General features: G+C 44.1%; 20 protein-coding genes. 11 read left to right on the top strand and 9 right to left on the bottom strand.

Annotation, left to right across the window (positions count from 1 at the left end):
• Window positions 1-93 precede the first annotated feature (93 nt).
• Both psbZ and ribH read left to right on the top strand, forming a co-directional pair.
• Window positions 94-282 carry a photosystem II reaction center protein PsbZ gene (gene psbZ, locus H6F41_RS03730; protein WP_009626196.1) on the top strand — a complete coding sequence of 63 codons (189 nt, stop codon included), beginning with the start codon at window positions 94-96 and terminating at the stop codon, window positions 280-282.
• A 116-nt stretch (window positions 283-398) separates the two neighbouring features.
• Window positions 399-884 (top strand): 6,7-dimethyl-8-ribityllumazine synthase, encoded by a 486-nt coding sequence (gene ribH, locus H6F41_RS03725; protein WP_190402144.1) that lies wholly within the window; start codon window positions 399-401, stop codon window positions 882-884.
• Here ribH and H6F41_RS03720 read toward each other — a convergent pair.
• Together H6F41_RS03720 and H6F41_RS03715 are read right to left on the bottom strand one after the other, a co-directional pair.
• The gene (locus tag H6F41_RS03720) at window positions 874-1,317 is read right to left on the bottom strand and encodes an RrF2 family transcriptional regulator (RefSeq protein ID WP_190402143.1); all 444 of its coding nucleotides are present in this window, start codon (window positions 1,315-1,317) and stop codon (window positions 874-876) included. The two genes, ribH and H6F41_RS03720, sit on opposite strands and share 11 nt — an antisense overlap.
• A gap of 48 nt (window positions 1,318-1,365) precedes the next feature.
• Window positions 1,366-1,527, bottom strand: coding sequence for a hypothetical protein (locus tag H6F41_RS03715; protein ID WP_190402142.1), 162 nt, complete (start codon window positions 1,525-1,527; stop codon window positions 1,366-1,368).
• A 367-nt stretch (window positions 1,528-1,894) separates the two neighbouring features.
• Here H6F41_RS03715 and H6F41_RS03710 point away from each other — a divergent pair, with 367 nt between their 5' ends.
• From H6F41_RS03710 to H6F41_RS03685, 6 genes are all read left to right on the top strand, one after another.
• Window positions 1,895-2,557 carry a sigma-70 family RNA polymerase sigma factor gene (locus H6F41_RS03710; RefSeq protein ID WP_190402141.1) on the top strand — a complete coding sequence of 221 codons (663 nt, stop codon included), beginning with the start codon at window positions 1,895-1,897 and terminating at the stop codon, window positions 2,555-2,557.
• Between the two features lie 27 nt (window positions 2,558-2,584).
• Entirely contained in the window at window positions 2,585-3,073 is a 489-nt protein-coding gene (locus H6F41_RS03705; RefSeq protein ID WP_190402140.1) for an anti-sigma factor family protein, read from the top strand.
• 128 nt (window positions 3,074-3,201) lie between these two features.
• On the top strand, window positions 3,202-4,434 hold the full coding sequence (locus H6F41_RS03700) for an HhoA/HhoB/HtrA family serine endopeptidase (protein ID WP_190402139.1): 1,233 nt from the start codon (window positions 3,202-3,204) through the stop codon (window positions 4,432-4,434).
• 342 nt (window positions 4,435-4,776) lie between these two features.
• Window positions 4,777-5,910, top strand: coding sequence for a tetratricopeptide repeat protein (locus tag H6F41_RS03695; protein ID WP_190402138.1), 1,134 nt, complete (start codon window positions 4,777-4,779; stop codon window positions 5,908-5,910).
• Window positions 5,911-6,071: 161 nt separating this feature from the next.
• A complete protein-coding gene (locus H6F41_RS03690) occupies window positions 6,072-6,425 on the top strand; it encodes a TMEM165/GDT1 family protein (RefSeq protein WP_190402137.1) in 354 nt (117 codons plus the stop codon).
• A 91-nt stretch (window positions 6,426-6,516) separates the two neighbouring features.
• Complete coding sequence (locus tag H6F41_RS03685; protein WP_190402136.1) at window positions 6,517-6,792, top strand: TMEM165/GDT1 family protein; 276 nt, start codon at window positions 6,517-6,519, stop codon at window positions 6,790-6,792.
• Here H6F41_RS03685 and H6F41_RS03680 read toward each other — a convergent pair.
• The 6 genes from H6F41_RS03680 to H6F41_RS03655 form a co-directional block, all read right to left on the bottom strand.
• Window positions 6,773-8,953: a molybdopterin oxidoreductase family protein gene (locus H6F41_RS03680; protein ID WP_190402135.1), complete on the bottom strand. Its 2,181-nt coding sequence runs from the start codon at window positions 8,951-8,953 to the stop codon at window positions 6,773-6,775. The two genes, H6F41_RS03685 and H6F41_RS03680, sit on opposite strands and share 20 nt — an antisense overlap.
• 22 nt (window positions 8,954-8,975) lie before the next feature.
• Window positions 8,976-10,994 (bottom strand): ABC transporter ATP-binding/substrate-binding protein, encoded by a 2,019-nt coding sequence (locus tag H6F41_RS03675; RefSeq protein ID WP_190402134.1) that lies wholly within the window; start codon window positions 10,992-10,994, stop codon window positions 8,976-8,978.
• A 52-nt stretch (window positions 10,995-11,046) separates the two neighbouring features.
• Window positions 11,047-11,883 (bottom strand): ABC transporter ATP-binding protein, encoded by an 837-nt coding sequence (locus H6F41_RS03670; protein ID WP_190402133.1) that lies wholly within the window; start codon window positions 11,881-11,883, stop codon window positions 11,047-11,049.
• Between the two features lie 134 nt (window positions 11,884-12,017).
• On the bottom strand, window positions 12,018-12,947 hold the full coding sequence (gene ntrB, locus H6F41_RS03665) for a nitrate ABC transporter permease (RefSeq protein ID WP_190402132.1): 930 nt from the start codon (window positions 12,945-12,947) through the stop codon (window positions 12,018-12,020).
• A gap of 80 nt (window positions 12,948-13,027) precedes the next feature.
• Window positions 13,028-14,359 carry a CmpA/NrtA family ABC transporter substrate-binding protein gene (locus tag H6F41_RS03660; RefSeq protein WP_190402131.1) on the bottom strand — a complete coding sequence of 444 codons (1,332 nt, stop codon included), beginning with the start codon at window positions 14,357-14,359 and terminating at the stop codon, window positions 13,028-13,030.
• Between the two features lie 80 nt (window positions 14,360-14,439).
• Entirely contained in the window at window positions 14,440-16,005 is a 1,566-nt protein-coding gene (locus H6F41_RS03655) for a ferredoxin--nitrite reductase (RefSeq protein WP_190402130.1), read from the bottom strand.
• 271 nt (window positions 16,006-16,276) lie between these two features.
• On the opposite strand from H6F41_RS03655, the gene H6F41_RS03650 reads away from it, so the two are divergent.
• Window positions 16,277-17,023 carry a pseudouridine synthase gene (locus H6F41_RS03650; protein WP_190402129.1) on the top strand — a complete coding sequence of 249 codons (747 nt, stop codon included), beginning with the start codon at window positions 16,277-16,279 and terminating at the stop codon, window positions 17,021-17,023.
• Between the two features lie 224 nt (window positions 17,024-17,247).
• Window positions 17,248-18,315 (top strand): helix-turn-helix domain-containing protein, encoded by a 1,068-nt coding sequence (locus tag H6F41_RS03645; RefSeq protein WP_190402128.1) that lies wholly within the window; start codon window positions 17,248-17,250, stop codon window positions 18,313-18,315.
• Window positions 18,316-18,351: 36 nt separating this feature from the next.
• On the opposite strand, the gene H6F41_RS03640 is transcribed toward H6F41_RS03645, so the two are convergent.
• Window positions 18,352-18,849 (bottom strand): bifunctional nuclease family protein, encoded by a 498-nt coding sequence (locus tag H6F41_RS03640; RefSeq protein ID WP_190402127.1) that lies wholly within the window; start codon window positions 18,847-18,849, stop codon window positions 18,352-18,354.
• A gap of 263 nt (window positions 18,850-19,112) precedes the next feature.
• On the opposite strand from H6F41_RS03640, the gene H6F41_RS03635 reads away from it, so the two are divergent.
• Complete coding sequence (locus tag H6F41_RS03635) at window positions 19,113-20,039, top strand: NAD(P)H-dependent glycerol-3-phosphate dehydrogenase (protein ID WP_242022897.1); 927 nt, start codon at window positions 19,113-19,115, stop codon at window positions 20,037-20,039.
• Window positions 20,040-20,069: the final 30 nt, after the last annotated feature.

Here is a 20,069-nt window from a genome sequence, read left to right as displayed (position 1 = left end):
TACCTCAAACTGAAGAGAGACGCATTTTCTGCTAATTTGGTGTAAAGCAATTGTATTAACATATTTTGATTTAGGATTTCGGAGTTTAAAAAAGTGACTATTTTATTCCAGCTATTATTGGCAGCATTCGTGCTTTTTTCCTTTGTTTTGGTCATCGGCGTTCCCGTTGCTTACGCATCCCCTAGCTCTTGGAATCAATCGAAGCCATTGCTATTCCTAGGTTCTCTAATTTGGTTAGCTTTTGTAATCGTAATTGGCATTTTGAATGCCTTCGTTGCTTAGTTGTCCTGATTTATACTAAATATCATGTTCACAAATTTTTAAGAGCCTTGCACCGCAAGGCTCTTAAAAATTTGTCTTTAAGATAAACTATTTGAAAATCGCAGTAAATTAACTCTATGACCGTTTTTGAAGGTAGCTTTACCAATACTGACAGCCTCCGCTTTGCGATTGTCACCGCCCGTTTTAATGACTTGATCGTCGGTAAGCTCCTCCAAGGTTGTCAAGACTCATTACTGCGCCATGGCGTTGACGTGTCAGAGAGTGGCAGCCAAGTTGATTATGCTTGGGTTCCCGGAAGTCTTGAGATTGCCATGGTGGCTAAGGAATTAGCCGTGTCAGGGCGCTATGACGCAATTATTTGTTTAGGTGCGGTGATCCGTGGCGACACCCCCCATTTTGATTATGTTGCTAATGAAGTATCTAAGGGGGTGGCAGCAGCATCCTATCAAACAGGTGTGCCAATTGTTTTTGGAGTATTGACTACTGATACGATGCAGCAAGCTCTAGAACGCGCTGGCATTAAGAGCAATAAGGGTTGGGAATTCGGTATGAGTGCAATCGAGATGGCAAATCTGATGCGTCAAATTCGCGCTAAACAATAAATCCTGTACTCTGTCCCTGTGATGCTTGCCAACTGCGAGCATCGTAGTATAAGTCTTCCAGACAAATGCTGTACAGAGCATCTTTAAGTTTGCGATCGAGTCTTTGCCAGAGGGCAAAGGTTACCCAATCAGCAGCTTGCTTTTCCTGAGGTTTTAGTCGGGGTAAAGGATGCGTATCTTCGCCAACCGCCGATAGGATTTCGCCTAGGGAAATATCCTTGGGCGATCGTTTTAGTCGATAGCCCCCTTGCACACCGCGAATTGATTCCACTAGATCCGCTTGGCGTAGGGATATCAAAATCTTTTCTAAATAGGGAGCAGGGATTGATTGGCGATCGCTAATTTCTCGCACAGAAACTGGCTTACGTTTTGCCCAAACTACCAGATCGAGCATCGCCTTCACACTGTAATGACCTTTTCTGGTTAGTTTCATAGGCGTATTTAATACAAGTTCCTGCAAAAGCAGGAACTTGTATTATTTCTAAGTTTGCAAAAATCCTTGAATAGCCACAGACAGATCAACAGGGGCAGGCAGCATCTCGCCACCACGCCAATCTAGCACCTGTACTAAAATCAAATAGCCTAGACCAAGAGCCACGGCGACAATGCCTGTAAAAACCGATATCCACTGCGATCGCTGCATAATTTAATTTCAGATAAAAGACAAATAAAAGATTTAAGCAAAAAACAAGCAAAAAATCTAAAAGAATCGACAGAATCAGAACAACATACTGACTAACTGCTATTATCCTCTTGAAATATCTTTTATCCCAAATATCCAAATTAAAAGTTGCCTATGTTCAAGCTACCTAGCATTAATACTTAGCATTAATCTAGTTAGTCAGCAATTTATCTGGATATCAAAACACCAAGATACTGGATATTCGGGATAAAGCTCTATTTTGATAGGAACAAACTTTTCTCATCCCTCGTCCTAATCCTTGAACACAACAAAACACAGTATCTTTTGATTCCTGTGTGGATTCAAGTCCAGTAGGAGCGAGTAATTGATGAGTTATAGCAGCCTATCTTGGTCAACCAGCATCGGAGGGTATACGCCCTCCAACTCCGTGTCCGTTGATAAGCTCCCCATCGTTGAACTGGTACAACTGTGCCAAACTGAAGCGCAAGCTAGTAAGTCTGCGTTTGCTGAATTGATGCGACGTAATCAGTCCTATGTCGATCAAGTTCTTTATAAGCTCGCTCCTGATTGGCAAGACCGCGCTGACCTAGCCCAAGAGGTGTGGTTACGTGTTTACCGTAATATCAAGCGCTTGCAAGAGCCCGAAAAGTTTCGCGGTTGGTTGAGTCGCATTGCCACCAATTTGTTTTATGACGAATTGAGGAAACGGAAACGGGTTGGCAATTCAGTCTCCCTTGACGCACCATTTAAGTCTGGGGATGGTGATGAAATGAGTTGGGATTTGCCTAGCGCTGCCCCCAGCCCAATCGAAAACATGTCTACGCAGGAGTTTTATGAGCAACTCCGTCAAGCCATTAAGGATTTACCTTCTAGCTTCCGAGAAACCATCGTGCTAAGGGAAATTCAGGGTCTATCCTATGAAGAAATTGCGGAACTAACAGGTGTATCACTAGGTACAGTCAAATCACGGATAGCTAGAGCAAGATTGAAGCTACAAGCGCAATTACAACCCTATTTATCTAGTATGTAAAAATGTAACGAGGGGTGTATTGAAGTTATGAGTGCTAAACAAATTTTTGATAGTTCTATGATGATTCCAGAGGAGCGCTTTGAGTTACTCAGTGCTTATATCGATGGTGAGGTAACTGAAGCTGAGGAGCAGCTTGTTGAGCAATGGATGTCTGACGACGCTAATTTGCGGCATGTTTATCATCAGCAAATCAAGCTGCGTCAAGCATTAATCGATCTACCTGTACCTGTGGCTGTAAATTCTTCTGTCAAGAGAGACACAGATGTGATGATTAATCGCGTCATAGCAGAAATTGACAAGCGATCGCAGCGACGCAAGTGGAAATTAGCGGGCATTGGTATATCTGTAGCGGCGGTGGTTGGGGTGTTTGGCTCACTATTCACCTTAAATACCAGTCCACAATTTAGTCCTGTTTCCAATAGCATTAAGTCACCAGCACAGGTCAAGGAAGAGCCAATCTTAATTGCGATGGAAGAACCGCTTGTACCATTGCCCAAATCAATGAGTAGCAAATAAAAATAACAATAAGGCATAAGGATTATGTCTTGTTGTTTTGTGTTGGCGGTTTTCCGTCTACAAATAAGAATTAACATCATCAAAAAATTTTTGTAGAATCTAGATATTATTTGGTCGCGAAAATAGCTATGAGAGACTCAAACAAAAAATCTCGTTACAAGCAGCCTTTGATTTATGCTTCGATGCTCCTGTTGGGAGTCATTTTGGGTGCTTGGGCTGTTGTGTCTGGAGTGCGATCGCCAAATACAACAGCAGTTACACCTGTCACGCAGGTTGCTTCTGTCACACCTGCAGTAGCGCAAGATATTGATCGTACCAAGTCAATTACTGTTCCTCGCAACTATGTTGTCGATGCCGTAAATCGTACAGGACCAGCAGTGGTAAGAATCAATGCATCACGAACAGTTGCCACTAATCAACAAATTCCGCAGGAATTTTTAGAAGACCCGATGTTTCGTCAATTTTTTGGCGATCAGTTACGACGGATGCCGAGAGAAAGAGTGGAGCGCGGCACTGGATCTGGGTTTATCATTAACAAAGAAGGTGACATTATTACCAATGCCCATGTTGTGAGCGGAGCAGATAAAGTAACGGTCATCTTGAAAGATGGTCGCCAGATTGAAGGAAAAGTTTTAGGTAGTGATGAACTAACGGATATTGCTGTGGTTAAGGTCAGCCCTGACAATTTACCAGTGGTCAGTCTTGGCAGTTCGCAAAGTTTACAGCCAGGTGATTGGGCAATTGCGATCGGCAATCCCCTTGGTTTAGACAATACCGTAACTGCGGGCATCATTAGTGCCATCGGTCGCAATAGCGGTGAAATTGGTGTTGATAAGCGAGTTAGCTTTATTCAAACCGATGCAGCTATTAATCCCGGAAACTCAGGTGGCCCATTGCTTAATCAAGATGGTGAAGTCATTGGTGTTAATACGGCTATTATTCAAGGTGCACAGGGTTTAGGTTTTGCAATTCCTATCGAAACAGCTCAGCGCATAGCCAAACAGTTAATTGATAATGGCAAAGTCAGTCGAGCCTATCTCGGTATTCAGATGGTTACCCTTGATCCAAATGTGAAACGCCAAGTCAATCAAGATCAGGAGTTTGGGATTAGGATTGCTGAAGATAAAGGAGTTTTAATTACTAGAGTCGTTGACGATGCGCCTGCGGCAAAGGCTGGTGTTAAGCGTGGTGATGTAATTGTCAAGCTTGATGATAAAGAGATCTCAAGTGCGGATCAAGTTACCCAACTTGTAGAAGGTCGCTCTGTTGGTGACAAGATTCGGATGGAAGTAAAGCGTAATGGTCAATCACTAGCCCTAAGTGTTGAAGCATCACAGTTCCCATCTAAGTTTCCAAATTAATGTGTTTCTAAAAAAGAAGTGACGACACATAAGCATGTGTCGTCACTTCTTTTTTTATTTGCTGTAATAAGTAACTGGACGCAATTAAATAAAAACCACTACTGGGTTGGGTTCGTAATTCACAAAAGTGTGATCACGCTTTTGTGAATCGGTGTAAAACCTCTATGTCAGCCAAATAGCTTGTGTTGCTCTTTAAAAGGTCGATCTCAGTAAGATAGTTTTAAACTTAATTGAAGCGGTATAGCAATTTTTAAGTATGAGATGTGGTGATTCACCAAACAATTACCTCTAGATCATTACCTTGACATTATCTTTTGGTCATTAGCAATTAGATTTATTACTATGAATCATAGATCTCTCACCTCCCAAGAGTTAACCATAGTTGAAGGTAATCAATTTGAGCATTCTCTGATTGTGCATTACCCTGAAGGGCAGCAAAGGATCTTGCTAGATACAAAGAACTATGTGCTGGGACGTGCACCTGAAAATTCAATCGTTTTGCGATCGCAATCGGTATCAAGGGAACATGCAACGCTAACGGGTATTACTGTAGCAGAACCGTTATTACAAATATTTAGGATCAATGATGGCACTCCTGAAAAAGGCAAAAGCACTAATGGTTTGCTGATCAATGGCACAATGCGTGACTCTTGGGTATTAATGCATGGTGATGAGATTGTCTTTAGCAGCAACACTAAAGCTATTTATCGGGTCGAGCCTGAGCCACCCTATGTCAATGGTAATATCGGTCTTTTTTTAGAATGTCTACATAATTTAGCTAGCAAAGAACAACAGTCTGGGAAATATAGCAATGCGGAGAGTTATCTCAATCAGATTTTGGTCTTAACTCAGGATTTGCATGGGTCGTCACACCCTAGCGTTGCTAATTGTTTACTGGATCTGGCTTCTCTAAGTTATGCCCAAAATATATTTGATAAAACTGAAGAATATTTTTTACAGGCGATCTCCATTCGTAAACAAGCTTTAGGGGAAGATCATTCTGAGGTTATTGCGGCAATGATTGATTTGGCGGCTATTTATCATAGTCAAGGTTTGGAGGCAAAAGCAGAATCTTTGTTGTTGCAAACCTTAGAAATTCAGCAAAAGTCATTGGGTGTAGATCATCCAGAGGTTGCGGCTAGTTTTGTTGATTTAGCATTTATCTATTCTTCACAAAAGCGATATCAAGAGGCGAAAAATCTTTACGAAAAAGCCCTCAAGATTTATAAACGATCGCCTAATGACCAAAGTCATAATCTGACATCCGTCCGCAAAAAGTTGGAGAATGTCAAAAAGAAATTACGTCCCGAATGGCTATCTTTAGGTGTACTAATTCCTACTTCCCTCATCGTTTTATCTGGAGTGGCTGCCTACACTGTCTTTGCACCAAAGACAGATATTAGTTGTGTGCAAGTGTTACCCGATGGCAGTACAAAAGTTATTTCTGGCAATGAGTGTCGCCAGATTAGTAAGTAGCTAGTACAAACCAAAACTCAAGAAGGGAGTGGTGGCGCTTCGCGCCACCACTCCCTTCTTGAGTTTTATGTCCTAAGCAAAACTTACTTTGCTATAGCTACTTAGATTTGCTAAGAAATGTTAAAATGAAATGATTATGAAAGCTTGAATAATGCCTGTAAATGATGCCTGTAGAGACTGAATCACAATTGCAAGAGTCACTTCCTGATAAGTCACAATCAAAGTTACCATCTACTGCTGAGCATTGGCAGATTGTGAGTGCGACTTTTATTACCGTGTTTATCGCTGAGCTTGGTGACAAGACCCAACTAACCACACTCGTGATTGCGGCGCAGTCCCATCAGCCTTGGATTGTATTTGCAGGTGCAGCAATCGCTTTAGTATCGACTAGCTTGTTAGGTGTTCTTGCGGGTAAGTGGTTAGCGAAAACATTTTCGCCAAATTTGCTTAACACTTTGGCTGGCTTGAGTTTTCTGATTTTATCCATCAGCCTATTGTGGGATGCGATCGCATAAATATTTTAAAAGTGCGGCGAAGTGGCGCTTTTAAGAGGTTTTTAATTCAGCGCTTTGCGCTGTAATGGATTTATTTAAGAGGGAATTAAAAATGGACTGGCAATTACTGTTTCTAAGCTTTGGCACAATTTTTCTGTCGGAATTAGGTGATAAAAGTCAATTGGCAACAATGAGTTTAAGCGGCAGTTCCGCAGCACCAAGATTTGTATTTCTCGGTTCTGCGGCGGCATTACTATTGGCAAGCGCTGTGGGCGTATTTCTAGGAGACAGTATTTCTGTATTTTTGCCAACTAAGCTATTGAAGGCGATCGCTGCCGCTTTATTCGCAATTATGGCAATGCGCCTATTTATGGCTGATGCTGATTAGCCTTAACGATACTAAGCGATACGGCACAGGCTTTTAACTCTGGTTGCTTGGAGTCAGGACAGGATTCGGCATGTGTGAGGGCGTTGGCTTCAGCATTGTCTGCCCAGAGACTGCCCCAATGCATCGGCACAAAGACAACCCCTTTTGCGATCGCATTTGTAAGCATGGCAGGAAAATGTGAAGTACCTCGACGAGATTTCACTTCTACCAGATCGCCGTTATTGATTGATAACTTCGCTGCATCTTGGGGATGGATTTCGATAAAGGGATGAGGATGCATCTGCCTAATTTTATCAATACGACCTGTGCGGGTCTGGGTGTGCCAATGCCCATATAGTCTGCCAGTGGTGAGAATGAAAGGATACTGTTCGTCAGGATCTTCAAAAACCCCTTTGGAATGATAAGCTCCAAATCTTGCTTTGCGATCGCTAGTATGGAACTGAAAGTCAGTATATAGCCGCTTATTGCGAACTTGGTCTAAATTCGTTTGTGTATCAGGGTTCGGCCATTGAATTACGCCTAATTCTGTCAGTTTGGTATGGCTAATCCCTGTAACATCACAGGGGCGACCGCGAGTAACTTTTGCAAATTCAGCATAGACATCCGCAGAATTTTTAAATGGGAACTGGGCAGCAAATCCTAATCGGCGACCGACTTCCGCAAAAATTTCCCAATCGGCACGAGCTTCACCAAGGGGAGTTTGGAATGACTGGCAGAGAGTAACACAGCGTTCCGAATTGGTCATTGTGCCAGTTTTTTCACTCCATTGGGTTGCGGGTAGAAGCACATGGGCAAAGGCAGAGGTTTCCGTGGGATAGTATGCGTCTTGGTAAACTGTGAATGGCGATCGTAATAGAGCCGCTTTGGTTCTGACCAAATCAGGAAAACTAACGGCAGGATTGGTGGCGGCAATCCAGAGAAAGTCCACTTCTCCAGCTTCTAGACCCCGAATTATATCCCATGCAGTCCGTCCGACCTGTGGCGAAATTTGTCCAGAGGGAAGTCCCCAAAAGCTCTCTAATTCAGCGCGATGTTCGGGATTTGCCACAAACCGATATCCTGGCAGTAAATGTGCTAAGCCGCCTGCTTCTCTTCCTCCCATGGCATTTGGTTGTCCTGTTAAAGAGAAGGGGCCAGATCCTGCTTTACCAATTTGAGCGGTGAGTAAATGCAGATTAATAATCGATTGTACTTTTGCAGTGCCTTGAATGGATTGATTTACACCCATTGACCAAATGGAAAGAACCCGTTGCGATTCTGCCCAATATTTGGCGGCTAGTTCTAAGTCTTCAATCTTGATCGCACAACGTCGCGCTACGAATTCAGGGGTATAAAGTTGGGTAATTTGCTCAAATTCAGCAAAGCCTGTGGTGTGGTTCTCAATAAATTTGCGATCGCATTTTTCCCACTTCAACAATAAATGAGCGATACCATTTAATAAATCAATATCCGTTCCCGGTTGAATCGCTAAATGTAAATCAGCCGCTTCCGCAGTTTGGGTGCGGCGTGGATCAACAACAATCAGCTTGACATGAGGATTCTTTTTGTGATGGCGACGAAAGCGATTGAAAATAATTGGATGACATTCGGCGGTATTTGTGCCGATCGCAAAGAGACAATCAGTAAGATCGAGATCTTCGTAGCAACAGGGGGGGCCATCCGCACCAAAGCTTTTGACATAGCCAGACACAGCCGAAGACATACAGAGCCGCGAATTAGCATCAAAGTTATTCGTTCCCAAACAGCCCTTGAATAACTTCTGAGCCGTGTAATAGTCCTCGGTTTGGAACTGTCCTGAACCATACATGCAGAGAGAATCTGCGCCTTTGTTATAGATGGCTTGCTGGATTTTGGTTGTGATTGTGTCAAGGGCTTCATCCCAACTGACTTGACGAAATTCTTGATCAAGGCGATCGCGGATCATTGGATGTAGTAGTCGATCCTTTTGAATCGACTCAGCAATAGTCGCTCCCTTAACACAAACCATACCCTGACTAGAGGGATGGCTGCGATCGCCTCTGACTTTAAAGCGATCGGGAAATTTAGCAGTGGGTTCTTTAGTTGTCTCCACAATTTCCAATCCACAACCCACACCACAATAGGGACAAAGGGTTTTGACGGTTTGCGATGCGGAATGGTGAGTAGGAATATTAGTAGACATATTAATAGAGCAGCCTTGAGAGCTATTGGCGTACCGCCATCTTTTTATTTGCAAAGCCCTTAATAGTATCAAAATAAACTGGCTCTGTAAATTGAGAATAGGGCATGGCACGTAAAGCTGCGATCGGATCAGCAGGATCGAAGATAGAACCATCGGCTAATACAATCGGCGCTTTATCTTCATCGGCAACGGGTAGATCTAATTCTCTCGCTGCTTGTTGATAGACATCGGTTGCTAGTAGGTTGTAAATCACTTCCGCATGGTTTTCAGGGAAATTCACCAATCCCCAACGCGCCATTTGCGCCAATACCCAGAGATGCTCTGATCGTGATGGCATATTCGCTACGCCAAACTGACAGAAATCCTTGTAATATTTGGCTTCCATCGTACTGACACGATAGGGACCCGCAAACCCAGGGCGGATGTAAACAGGATCGAGATTTAGATATTGTGGTTGCGATAGAGTCAAGACAACTTCATCGCGATTTTCCAATGGTTCGCAGAATTGGGCAGCTTCTAATAAAGCTTTCACGATCGCCAAGTGGGTATTAGGGTGTTGCTCTGCCCAATCTTTACGAACTCCTAATACTTTCTCAGGATGTCCGCGCCAAATATCAAGGTCAGTTGCCACAACAAATCCAACGTTATTATTGACGGCTCTTACATTCCAAGGTTCACCCACACAGTAACCGATGATATTGTTTGCCATCAGGTTAGAAACCATCTGTGGTGGTGGAATCACAATGACATCCACATCCTTATCGGGCTGGATGCCCCCACTCGCAAGCCAGTGACGCAGAAGTAAGTTATGCATCGAAGCATGATGCACCATGCCTAGGGCTGGGTTGTAATAGTCTTCAAAACTATTGATATAGGTTTTTAGGGTCGCAAGATCATGTACCCCTTCTTCTCGTAGTTTGTTACTGAGGGTAATCGCATTACCATTGCGGCTCAGTGTCAGCGAAGTTACGATAGGTACAGGAATTTTATTACCCATGCCAAGAGTGATCGCTAAGGGCATTCCTGTAACCATTTGGGCGGCATCAAGACGACCTTCGCGAATACCGTCGGCAAGATCATTCCAGTTATTTTCTTTAGAAAGGGTGACATCAAGACCATATTTGGCAAATAGTCCTTTTTCCTTTGCGATCGCAAAAGGCGCACAGTCAGTGAGGGGAATATAACCAATGGTGAGATTGGTTTTCTCAATTTTGCCCATACTGATCGCTGCCTTGCTCTTGAGTTTGGCTTTTTCGAGCTTGATCTGTTTCTGACGATCCAAGAAGTTCACGACTTCACTGCGTAGGCGGTAGTAATTGGGATGATTGACAGCTTCGAGGCGCTTACGCGGATGAGGCAGATCGACATTGAGGACTTGACCAATTTTCGCTTCAGGGCCATTGGTCATCATAATAATGCGATCGCTAAGCAACAATGCCTCATCAACATCATGGGTAATCATGACTGCGGAAATTTTGCTTTCATCGCAAATGTGCATTAACTTTTCTTGCAAACGACCTCTCGTTAAGGCATCCAATGCCCCAAAGGGTTCATCTAATAATAGGATTTTGGGCTTAATCGACAGCGCCCGCGCAATTCCTACTCTTTGCTTCATCCCGCCCGAAATTTCTCTAGGGTACTTATCCGCAGCATGACTTAAGCCCACTAAATCGATATGCTCTTGAATAATGCGATCGCGTTCAGCTTTAGACTGACCTCTCAACACGCGATTCACCGCCAAACCAATATTTTGACGAACAGTTAACCAAGGCAACAGCGAATGGTTTTGGAACACCAACATCCGATCTGGCCCTGGCTCACTAACTTCCCGACCTTCCAACACAATACCGCCAGCACTAGCCTTATCGAGTCCCGACAAAATATTTAGCACCGTTGATTTACCACAGCCAGAATGTCCAATAATCGAGACAAATTCACCTTCCTTCATCTCAAAATAAACATCTTTGACCGCCACATAGGGCTGTCCATTGTTGGTTTTAAAGGTACGAGTAACGTGATCGATTTCTAGAAATTTAGACATGGTGATTGGGTGATTTGTGGTTGGGTGATTTATGCAAGCCAATAGCTAACCGCTAATCCGCCTCATCAGCTAATGCAAAGCGGTTATACAAGAATTCGAGAATGTAGTTACGCAAACTGTAGTAGCGAGGATCATCAGCGATCGCTTGACGATTGCGAGGACGGGCAAAGGGAACATCTATGATTTCGGCAACATGGGCAGCAGGGCCATTACTCATCATTACAATGCGATCGGCAAGGAAAAGCGCCTCATCAATTTCATGGGTAATCATTAGCGCTGTCACCTTGTTTTCTCGCCAGATTGCTAATAGTTCTTCCTGAAGTTCTTCACGGGTCATCACATCCAACGCCCCAAAAGGCTCATCAAGAATCAATACTTCAGGACGAATTGACAATGCGCGGGCAATCGAGACCCTCTGGCGCATCCCACCTGATAATTGTTTGGGCTTTTTGTGCATCGCTTCCGTCAAGCCGACTAGCTCTAAACTATGCTTTGCAATTTTGATTTTCTCTTCCTTAGATTTGTCGGTATACACCTGCTTAACAGCAAGATACACATTCTCAAAGGCAGTCATCCAAGGTAATAGAGAATAGTTTTGAAACACCACCATCCGATCAGGACCGGGACGAACAATCGGCTTAGAACGCAAACAAATTTCACCCGTGGTCGGGCGGTTAAAGCCCGCCACCATATTCAGCAACGTCGATTTACCACAGCCAGAATGCCCAATCACACAGATAAACTCGCCTTCATACACGGTCAAGTTCACATCTTGGAGGACAGTGTAGGGGCCTCTAGGTGTGGGATAGACTTTAGAAACGTTATCAACTACCAAAAATGGATCTTGATTTCTTGGCTGTTGATTTTCTGTCAGGTCAAGGGTCTGCATAGATTTGATGGTTGAAAAGATTTGTGGCTTTTAGCTAACAGATAACTGGAGGCTTTTTTGATCAAGGGATGAATGTAATGGTCATGGGATGGCTAAAAGCTAAGAGCCAACTGCCCGTAGCTTTTAGCACAAATCTAAGCATCAGACTGCACAGTAAATTTGCTGATGTAATAGATCAATTTGTCTAGCAAGAATCCAACGACACCAATATAAAATAGCGCCAGAATCAGTTCACTACTCTTTTGGCTGTTGTAGCTATCCCAAATAAAGAAGCCAATCCCCACACCACCTGTCAGCATTTCTGCTGCCACGATCGCCAACCATGACAGACCAACAGCAATGCGTAAACCTGTGAAAATGTAAGGCGCGGCTGAGGGCATTAAAATTGTGATGAAGTAGTCAATTTTGCTGAGGCGCAAGACCCGCGACACGTTGCGATAGTCTTGTGGAACTTGCTGTACACCAACGGCTGTATTCATCAGGATTGGCCAAATCGAAGTTACAAAGATCACGAATAGCGCGGCAGCTTCGGTAACATCGAGTCCCACTGATTTCAAAGACTCATTAACACCTTGAAATGCAGACATGGCAATTGGTAGCCATGCAAGGGGAGGAATTGTGCGTAAAACTTGGAAGATTGGGTCAAAGGCGCGGTATAGAAAAGCATTTGTACCGATCGCAATCCCAAAGGCAATGCCAATCACTGCCGAAGCTGTATAGCCAATTGCTACACGACGGAGGCTAGTCATGGTTTTGACACCCAAACCTTGCTCAATGGTCAGCTTGTCCTTGAGGGCTTGACGCGCAGGGCTATCAACTTTTTCTTGAGTATTTACATCAAAGGAATTGCGATCGAAAAATGGATGCCAAATGTATTCCTGCGTCTCTTGCCAAACCTTAGTTGGTGGTGGCAAAGGTGGCTTTGCTCCAGAACAAAGAATTTGCCAGATGCCTAGCAAAAATATTAATGCGATCGCAGGCGGAATAATAAACTTTGCCTGCTTCTGAAACCATTCTCCAATTTTATTCGGAGAGAATTTGGAACTTAAGCTCCCTGCCGCCATTTTGGTATCTCCTAAAACGCTAAAGATGAATATTTGCAATGATGGCAAGGGGCTAAAGCCCCTTGCATAGAAATCAACTTCTAAACCTTCTTGATCTTCAATCCTTCCAAATAAGCTTTAGGATTTTCAGGGTCAAACTTGACACCATCAAAGAAGGTTTCTACACCTCGCGAAGTGCTGGCAGGAATGTCGGCTTCCTTGCCGATCGCCTTGGCAGCTTCTTTCCACATGTCTTCACGGTTTACCTTGTCCACTAAAGCCTTAGAGTCGGTGCTAGCATCAAAATAGCCCCAACGGATATCTTCAGTAACAAACCAAAGGTCATGACTCTTGAAAGGATAAGAAGCATTATCTTTCCAGAACTTCATTGACAAATCTAGGTTGTCCAAAGTACGTCCATCACCATAATCAACCTTGCCTTGTTGTCTACCCAAAATCTCGGCAGCAGGTACTTTTAGCCATTTGTCAGCACCAACGATTTTACACATTTCTTCTTTGTTAGCTGGATCTTCGCACCATACTTGAGCTTCGAGAACAGCCTTGAGAAGAGCCATCGCTGCTTTAGGATTCTTATCTACCCAGTCAGCACGGAGAGAGAACGCTTTTTCAGGATGATCTTTCCAAAGTTCACCTGTAATCAGGGCGGTATAACCAGAGTCTTGGGCAACTAGGCGTGCATTCCAAGGTTCACCGACACAGAAGGCTTGCATATTGCCAGCCTTCATATTGGCAACCATCTGTGCTGGTGGAACCACGATTGTGGCAACATCTTTGTCAGGATCAACGCCATTCGCGGATAGCCAGTAACGCATCCATAAATCGTGAGTTCCGCCGGGGAATGTGACAGCACATTTTAGTTCCTTACCAGCCGACTTCAGATTGGCAAAGGATTCTTTAAGTGCATCACTCTTAAGTGCAATCTTGGCATCTTTAAAATTATTAGCAACCGAGATCCCCTGTCCATTTGTATTCAACCTTGCCAAAATGTACATAGGCAATTTTTTGCCGTTAGTAATTTTGCCTTCAGAAATCAGGTAAGGCATCGGTGTCAGAATGTGAGCGCCATCAATACCACCTGCATCGGAACCAAGCACGATATTATCGCGAGTCGTTCCCCAAGAAGCTTGTTTGAGAACTTCGACCTCGGTCATGCCGTATTTTGCAAAGTAGCCTTTTTCTTGGGCAATGATTAGCGGCGAAGCATCGGTAAGAGCGATAAATCCTAGCTTGGCTTTAGTAACTTCAGGAGCATCAGCAGCATTGACTGGGGCAGCCGTAGTTGTGGCGGGACTTGCGGTTGTTGTAGTTGTAGCTGTAGGGGTTTCGCTGCTAGTACAAGCATTAAGAGCTATCGCGCCGACGGTTGAGAGTCCAGCAGTGGTTAAAAATTTACGGCGAGAGAACATACCCATGTTTGATTTCCTGATTTCTTGATTGGTTTTGAATTTTTAAATGTTTGATTTTCTCTAGCAGAGCGCTAGAAAGAGATGGATTAGCCAACGGAAACTAATTCGGCTGAGTTAGTGATCGTTGTCCCATTCTGTTTGGGAACTGCACCGAAGCGATCGACAAGCAATTTGCCAACCACTTCTCGCAAATCTTCGCAAGGAACTTTTTCCATTACGCAAGTGCCGAGATGGGCATCTTTGCCGACAGTGCCGCCCATGTATATGTCCACACCATCGACAACCTTGCCATCTTTACGCGCCTTACAGCCAGTGAAGCCGATATCGGCAACCTGTGGCTGAGCGCAGGAGTTGGGGCAACCGCTCCAATGGATGCGAACAACTTGGGGGACATGATAATCTTCGGCAAGTTGCTTGGTCAGTGCGAGGGAACGGTTTTTTGTTTCCACGATCGCAACTGGGCAGAATTGATTTCCTGTACAGGAAACCAAACCACGCATGAGGTTGTCAGGCTCGGCGGGGAATTTCTGAAGTAGCGGCTCCTTTAGTAAAATAGGAACTAGATCATCAGGAACATTAGTAATCAGAATATTCTGTTCCACGGTTAGGCGAAGATCGCCATTACCGTAGATGTCCGCAAGACGCGCAAATTCGTACATGTCATCGGCATACATCCGGCCAACAGGAATCTGTAGTCCGACGTAATTCAAGCCTGCTTGCTTTTGTTTGTGAACACCAATGTGATCCCGCTTCTCCCATTCAATTTCATCTTTAGCGGCAGCAATCGCAAGGGGCTTACCGATTTGCTTCTCTACTTCATCACGGAATTTGTCAATTCCCCATTCGTCAATTAAAAACATTAGGCGTGATTTGTCACGTTTTTCGCGCAAGCCATTGTCACGGAATACGATTAATAGGGCTTCGCAGAGGGCAACCACATCTTCAGGAGGAACCCAAACATTGAGAGGAATCGCTGCCGCAATCCGCTTTGCTGAGAAGAAACCACCAACGAGTACATTAAATCCGAAGGTTTCTTTTGATTCTTCCTTAAAGGCAGGAACAAAAGCTAAGTCATTAATTTCGGCATGGGTGGAGTTGTCGCGGCAACCTGCGATCGCAATATTAAATTTACGCGGCAGATTCGTAAAAGCAGGATTTCCTTCACCGTTATTGGTAAGTAAGTTCTGTACCTGAATTGCTAATTCGCGGGTGTCATATAGTTCATTGGCATCAATACCCGCCACAGGAGAACCCGTAATATTACGGATATTATCCATCGCAGACTGCACGCTAGTTAGCCCTACAGAGCGGAACTTCTCGAACATTTCGGGAACATCTTCGATCGGAAAACTGCGGATTTGGATATTTTGGCGAGTGGTAATATCCGCAACACCATGTTGTTCGCCGCATTTTTCGACTACCGATGCCAGCACACGCATCTGGTCACTATTAAGGATGCCATTGGGAATTCGCATCCGCACCATAAAGCGTCCGGGGGTACTTTTGCGAAAGAATACGCCTAACCACTTCAAGCGGTGTTGCAGATCGTCATCATCGATTGCTTCCCAACCAATTTCAGCAAAGCGAGCTATTTCCGCCTTCACTGCTAGACCATCTTTTTCAGCCTTGAGGGCTTCGATTTTGTTTGCCATGTGTTTTATCCTTGGCTCATGCTGCAAATCTCGGAGTTTGACCATCGCTAAATCAGCGAAATCTCAAATTCGTCGTTTTTAAGCGTTGTTACGACCTTGTATGTAGTTCACACTACTTAACGTTTCGATCCCAATTCGTATAAGAAAATACATATTTTTAAACTTTATTTAATAATTGCAATAATTCAATGCGGTAAATGCATAGTTGCTTGCAGTAAGTCCAATTCAATATCCTCTAAAGTCCCTTCTGAAAATTTTTCTAATTAGCACAATGAGCGATCGCATTCAAAAAATCCTGTCGAGACATGGCATTGCCTCAAGGCGCGGAGCTGAACAAATCATCCAAGCAGGGCGCGTCAAGATCAATGGGATCATTGTTACGGAATTAGGAACAAAAGCAGATCCTAATTGCGATCGCATTGAGGTTGATGGCAAACTGCTGCACATGCAAGCGCCAGAATTTGTATATCTATTAATCAACAAGCCCGTAGGTGTTGTGAGTACCTGTGATGACCCCCAAGGCAGAACCACAGTTTTAGATGTTTTGCCATCCGCTTATCAACATTTGTATCCAGTGGGGCGACTGGACTATAACAGTAGTGGCGCATTGATTTTGACCAACGATGGCGAATTTGCCAACTATCTGATGCACCCCAGACATCATGTTACGAAAACCTATTCAGTATGGGTAAGAAACATTCCTAGTCCCAATATTCTCCATCAATGGCGCTCAGGGATCATCCTCGATGGCAAGATGACACTCCCTGCCACGGTCAATATTTTACAGGTGGATCAATCTCGTTCCCAGCCACGCACACAATTAGAAATTATTTTGTCGGAGGGGCGCAATCGCCAAATTCGCCGCATGGCAGAACAGCTTGGTCACCCTGTATTGTCACTGCATCGTCTGGCGATCGCCTCAATTCCTCTAGGCGATCTCAAATCAGGGACATATCGTCCATTATGCGATCGCGAAATAACTCAACTATATCCAGCCCACAACCGCGACAGAGATTAATCCCGATGCATAATTCACATGCGTAAAATTTAGGGCTTGTTTAGCGCTTGCAATAAAATCTTTGCAAAATGTTATATTGCTATAGTCAAAGTAATATGACTACACCAGATTACTGCCACACAAAAACTCTCTAACAAACACTATTAGCGATCCAGTCCCAGCTATAGTCAATTCTGGTTAGACTAGTTTTCACGTCCATCTCTTCATACATGTCTGTGAGTATTGTGAATATTACAACCTCGAAGCAAGCAGAGAAATTAGCAGAAATTGGAGCACGCTTCAAGAAAATTCGGGAAGAGAAAGATCTTTCAATTCCGCACCTGACCGCAATGACATTAATATCTGAACGCTATTTACGGGCAATTGAAAACGGGGAAATAGAATCATTGCCTGAACCTGTATACGTACGCGGATTTATCCGCAAATATGGAGATGCTCTAGGATTAGGCGACCTCTCCGCAGAATTCCCTCTAAATCCTGTCATTGCCGAGCAGAAATGGGCGGGGAGTGCCGCCGCCGAATTGAGACCGCTCCATTTGTATGCTCTCTATGTTGGAGTCATCGCAGGTGCTGTCGGTTTATTAGCAACATTTATGAATGCTCCTGATGCCAATCGCATCAATGACAGTCAAACTAATTTTGGTGATGCGGCAAAGCTCACCAAAGCAGCAGCGCCGATCCCTATTGCCCTCAAAGATGTGTTATTACCCAAGGTTGGTGGTTTAGGGGTTTTAAGAAAGGATTCGACAGGTTCTGTATCCGTTGCAGTTCCCACCATTGTCACTAATACACCACCCGCCGCAGCGACGAATCAAACAGTTAGCGCTACGGTTAGCACTATTGCTGCAAATTCTGTACCCACAGCTACCAACAATTCTCAACCAATCAATCCGAACCTCAGTAATACATTGGGCAATTTAATCAACAGCACCAATACACCCACCAGCTTCATCGGGACTAATGGTGAATTTGAATTTGTGGGTAATAAGCCAGTTAATGTGGGAATTGTGATGCGCGGCGAATCATGGCTGAGAATTACGGTCGATGGAAAGACTGAATTTGAAGGTGTCCTCAATGAAGGCAAAAAGTTAGCATGGTCTGGGGATCGCCAAATTTCCATTCGGGCAGGGAATGCCTCGGCTGTAGGGTTGAGCTATAACAAGCAAGCAATTCAGTTACTTGGTAAAGAAGGAGAAGTAACCGAAAAAATATTTGGATTGGGGGCAAATCAGGACAGTGGTTTTGTTGCAAATAATCCCCGACTCAGAGGTTTAGTCATGCCAACTAACTAAACAAAAAAGGGGTGCGTTGCACCCTTTTTTGTTTAGTTAGTTGCTTTCAATGCCACTATTTTTAACTAGTTCCTCAGGGGTAAGTTTTGCCAAAAATTCTCGAAAAGCCCTCCTTTCAGCTTCATCGGCATCCTGATCAACAGGAATTGAAGCCTCCAGAATTACCTCTTCCATTACCCAAATAGGACATTTAGCACGAACTGCGATCGCAATTGCATCACTAGGTCTCGCGTCAATTTCTTTTTTGACATCCCCCTGCGAAACTGTGATCACGGCGAAAAAAGTGCTGTTTTTGAGTGCATGTACCACAATGCGCTCGACCGTAAGTCCCCAAGCATCAAAAAAATTAAGCAGCAAATCATGGGTCATCGGTCGCTCCGATGGTCTGCCATCTAAACCACCCACGATTGCCTTTGCCTCAGCCTCACCGATCCAAATCGGCAAAGCCCTCCGTTCTAAAGTATCTCGCAGTAAGACGATAGGATTACGGCTGACCGCATCAATAGCAATTCCAGCCACCTTCATTTCGATCATTGTTGCTAGCCTTTGTCAAGAAATGAGCGAAAATACTTCACATAAACCCAAGCTCTTGATGTGATATTGGTTATTAAAGACAATCAATATATATCCAGCAAGAGTTTTAGAATTTGAGAAGCTTTTGCAAGCTATTATATCACCGTCTTGGTTGTGGAGTCTGGCTTCTGGTCTTGGGTTGATCGTTGTTACATTGACCAAGAAACGGGCGCTAGAGCCTCGTCCCGACTGCAGATTCGTTTATCACATTAGTTATGCAAAATATGAGATCAGACTTAAAAAAGGTAACAATTATTGGATCTGGGGCATGGGGATCAGCCCTAACTAGTCTGGTCAAAACTAATCAACATCATTTACAAGTATGGTCAAGGCAAAGTCCTTATTCTTTAGCCGAAGCTGTAGCTGATAGCGATGCGATTATCTCCGCAGTCTCAATGAAAGGGGTCAGGGTAATTGCCGAGACATTACAAACGGTAAAGCTTTTGCCTCATGCTGTATTAGTTAGTGCAACTAAGGGCTTAGAGACTATAACAGGTCAAACTCCATCCCAAATCTGGCAATCGCTGATCCCCGATCATCCGCTTGTGGTTTTGTCGGGACCAAATCTATCGGAAGAAATTATGGCAGGCAAACCTGCGGCGACAGTAGTTGCTAGTAAAGATGAGAATGCTGCCCAGTTGATTCAACATATTTTTGCTTCTCGTAATTTTCGGGTCTATACCAATTCCGATCCTGTGGGCGTAGAATTAGGCGGGACGCTCAAGAATGTAATTGCGATCGCAGTTGGCGCTTGTGACGGACTAAATTTGGGTACAAATGCTAAATCAGCATTAATTACACGATCCCTCATTGAAATCATCCGCGTTGGTGTTTACTTTGGGGCGCAACCAGAAACATTTTGGGGTTTATCTGGATTGGGGGATTTATTAGCAACTTGCAATAGCAATCTTAGCCGCAATTATCAAGTGGGCTATGCGATTGCACAGGGGCAAAGTCTGGAAACTGCGATCGCAAATATTCACGGTACGGCCGAGGGTGTGAACACGGCGAGTGTATTGGTGGGAATTTGCGATCGGGAAAAAATTTATGTGCCCGTGTCTCGCTATGTCCATAGACTGCTCAAGGGTGAAATTACATTACAACAAGCGGTTGAAGGATTAATGGAGCGTGATCTCAAGCCTGAAAACTAAACCAACTACTTGCTGCATGGCGCAAAGCGC

Origin of the sequence: Pseudanabaena mucicola FACHB-723 (assembly GCF_014696385.1) — a bacterium.
GTDB lineage: Bacteria > Cyanobacteriota > Cyanobacteriia > Pseudanabaenales > Pseudanabaenaceae > Pseudanabaena.
This window is presented reverse-complemented; position numbering and strand designations above follow the sequence as displayed.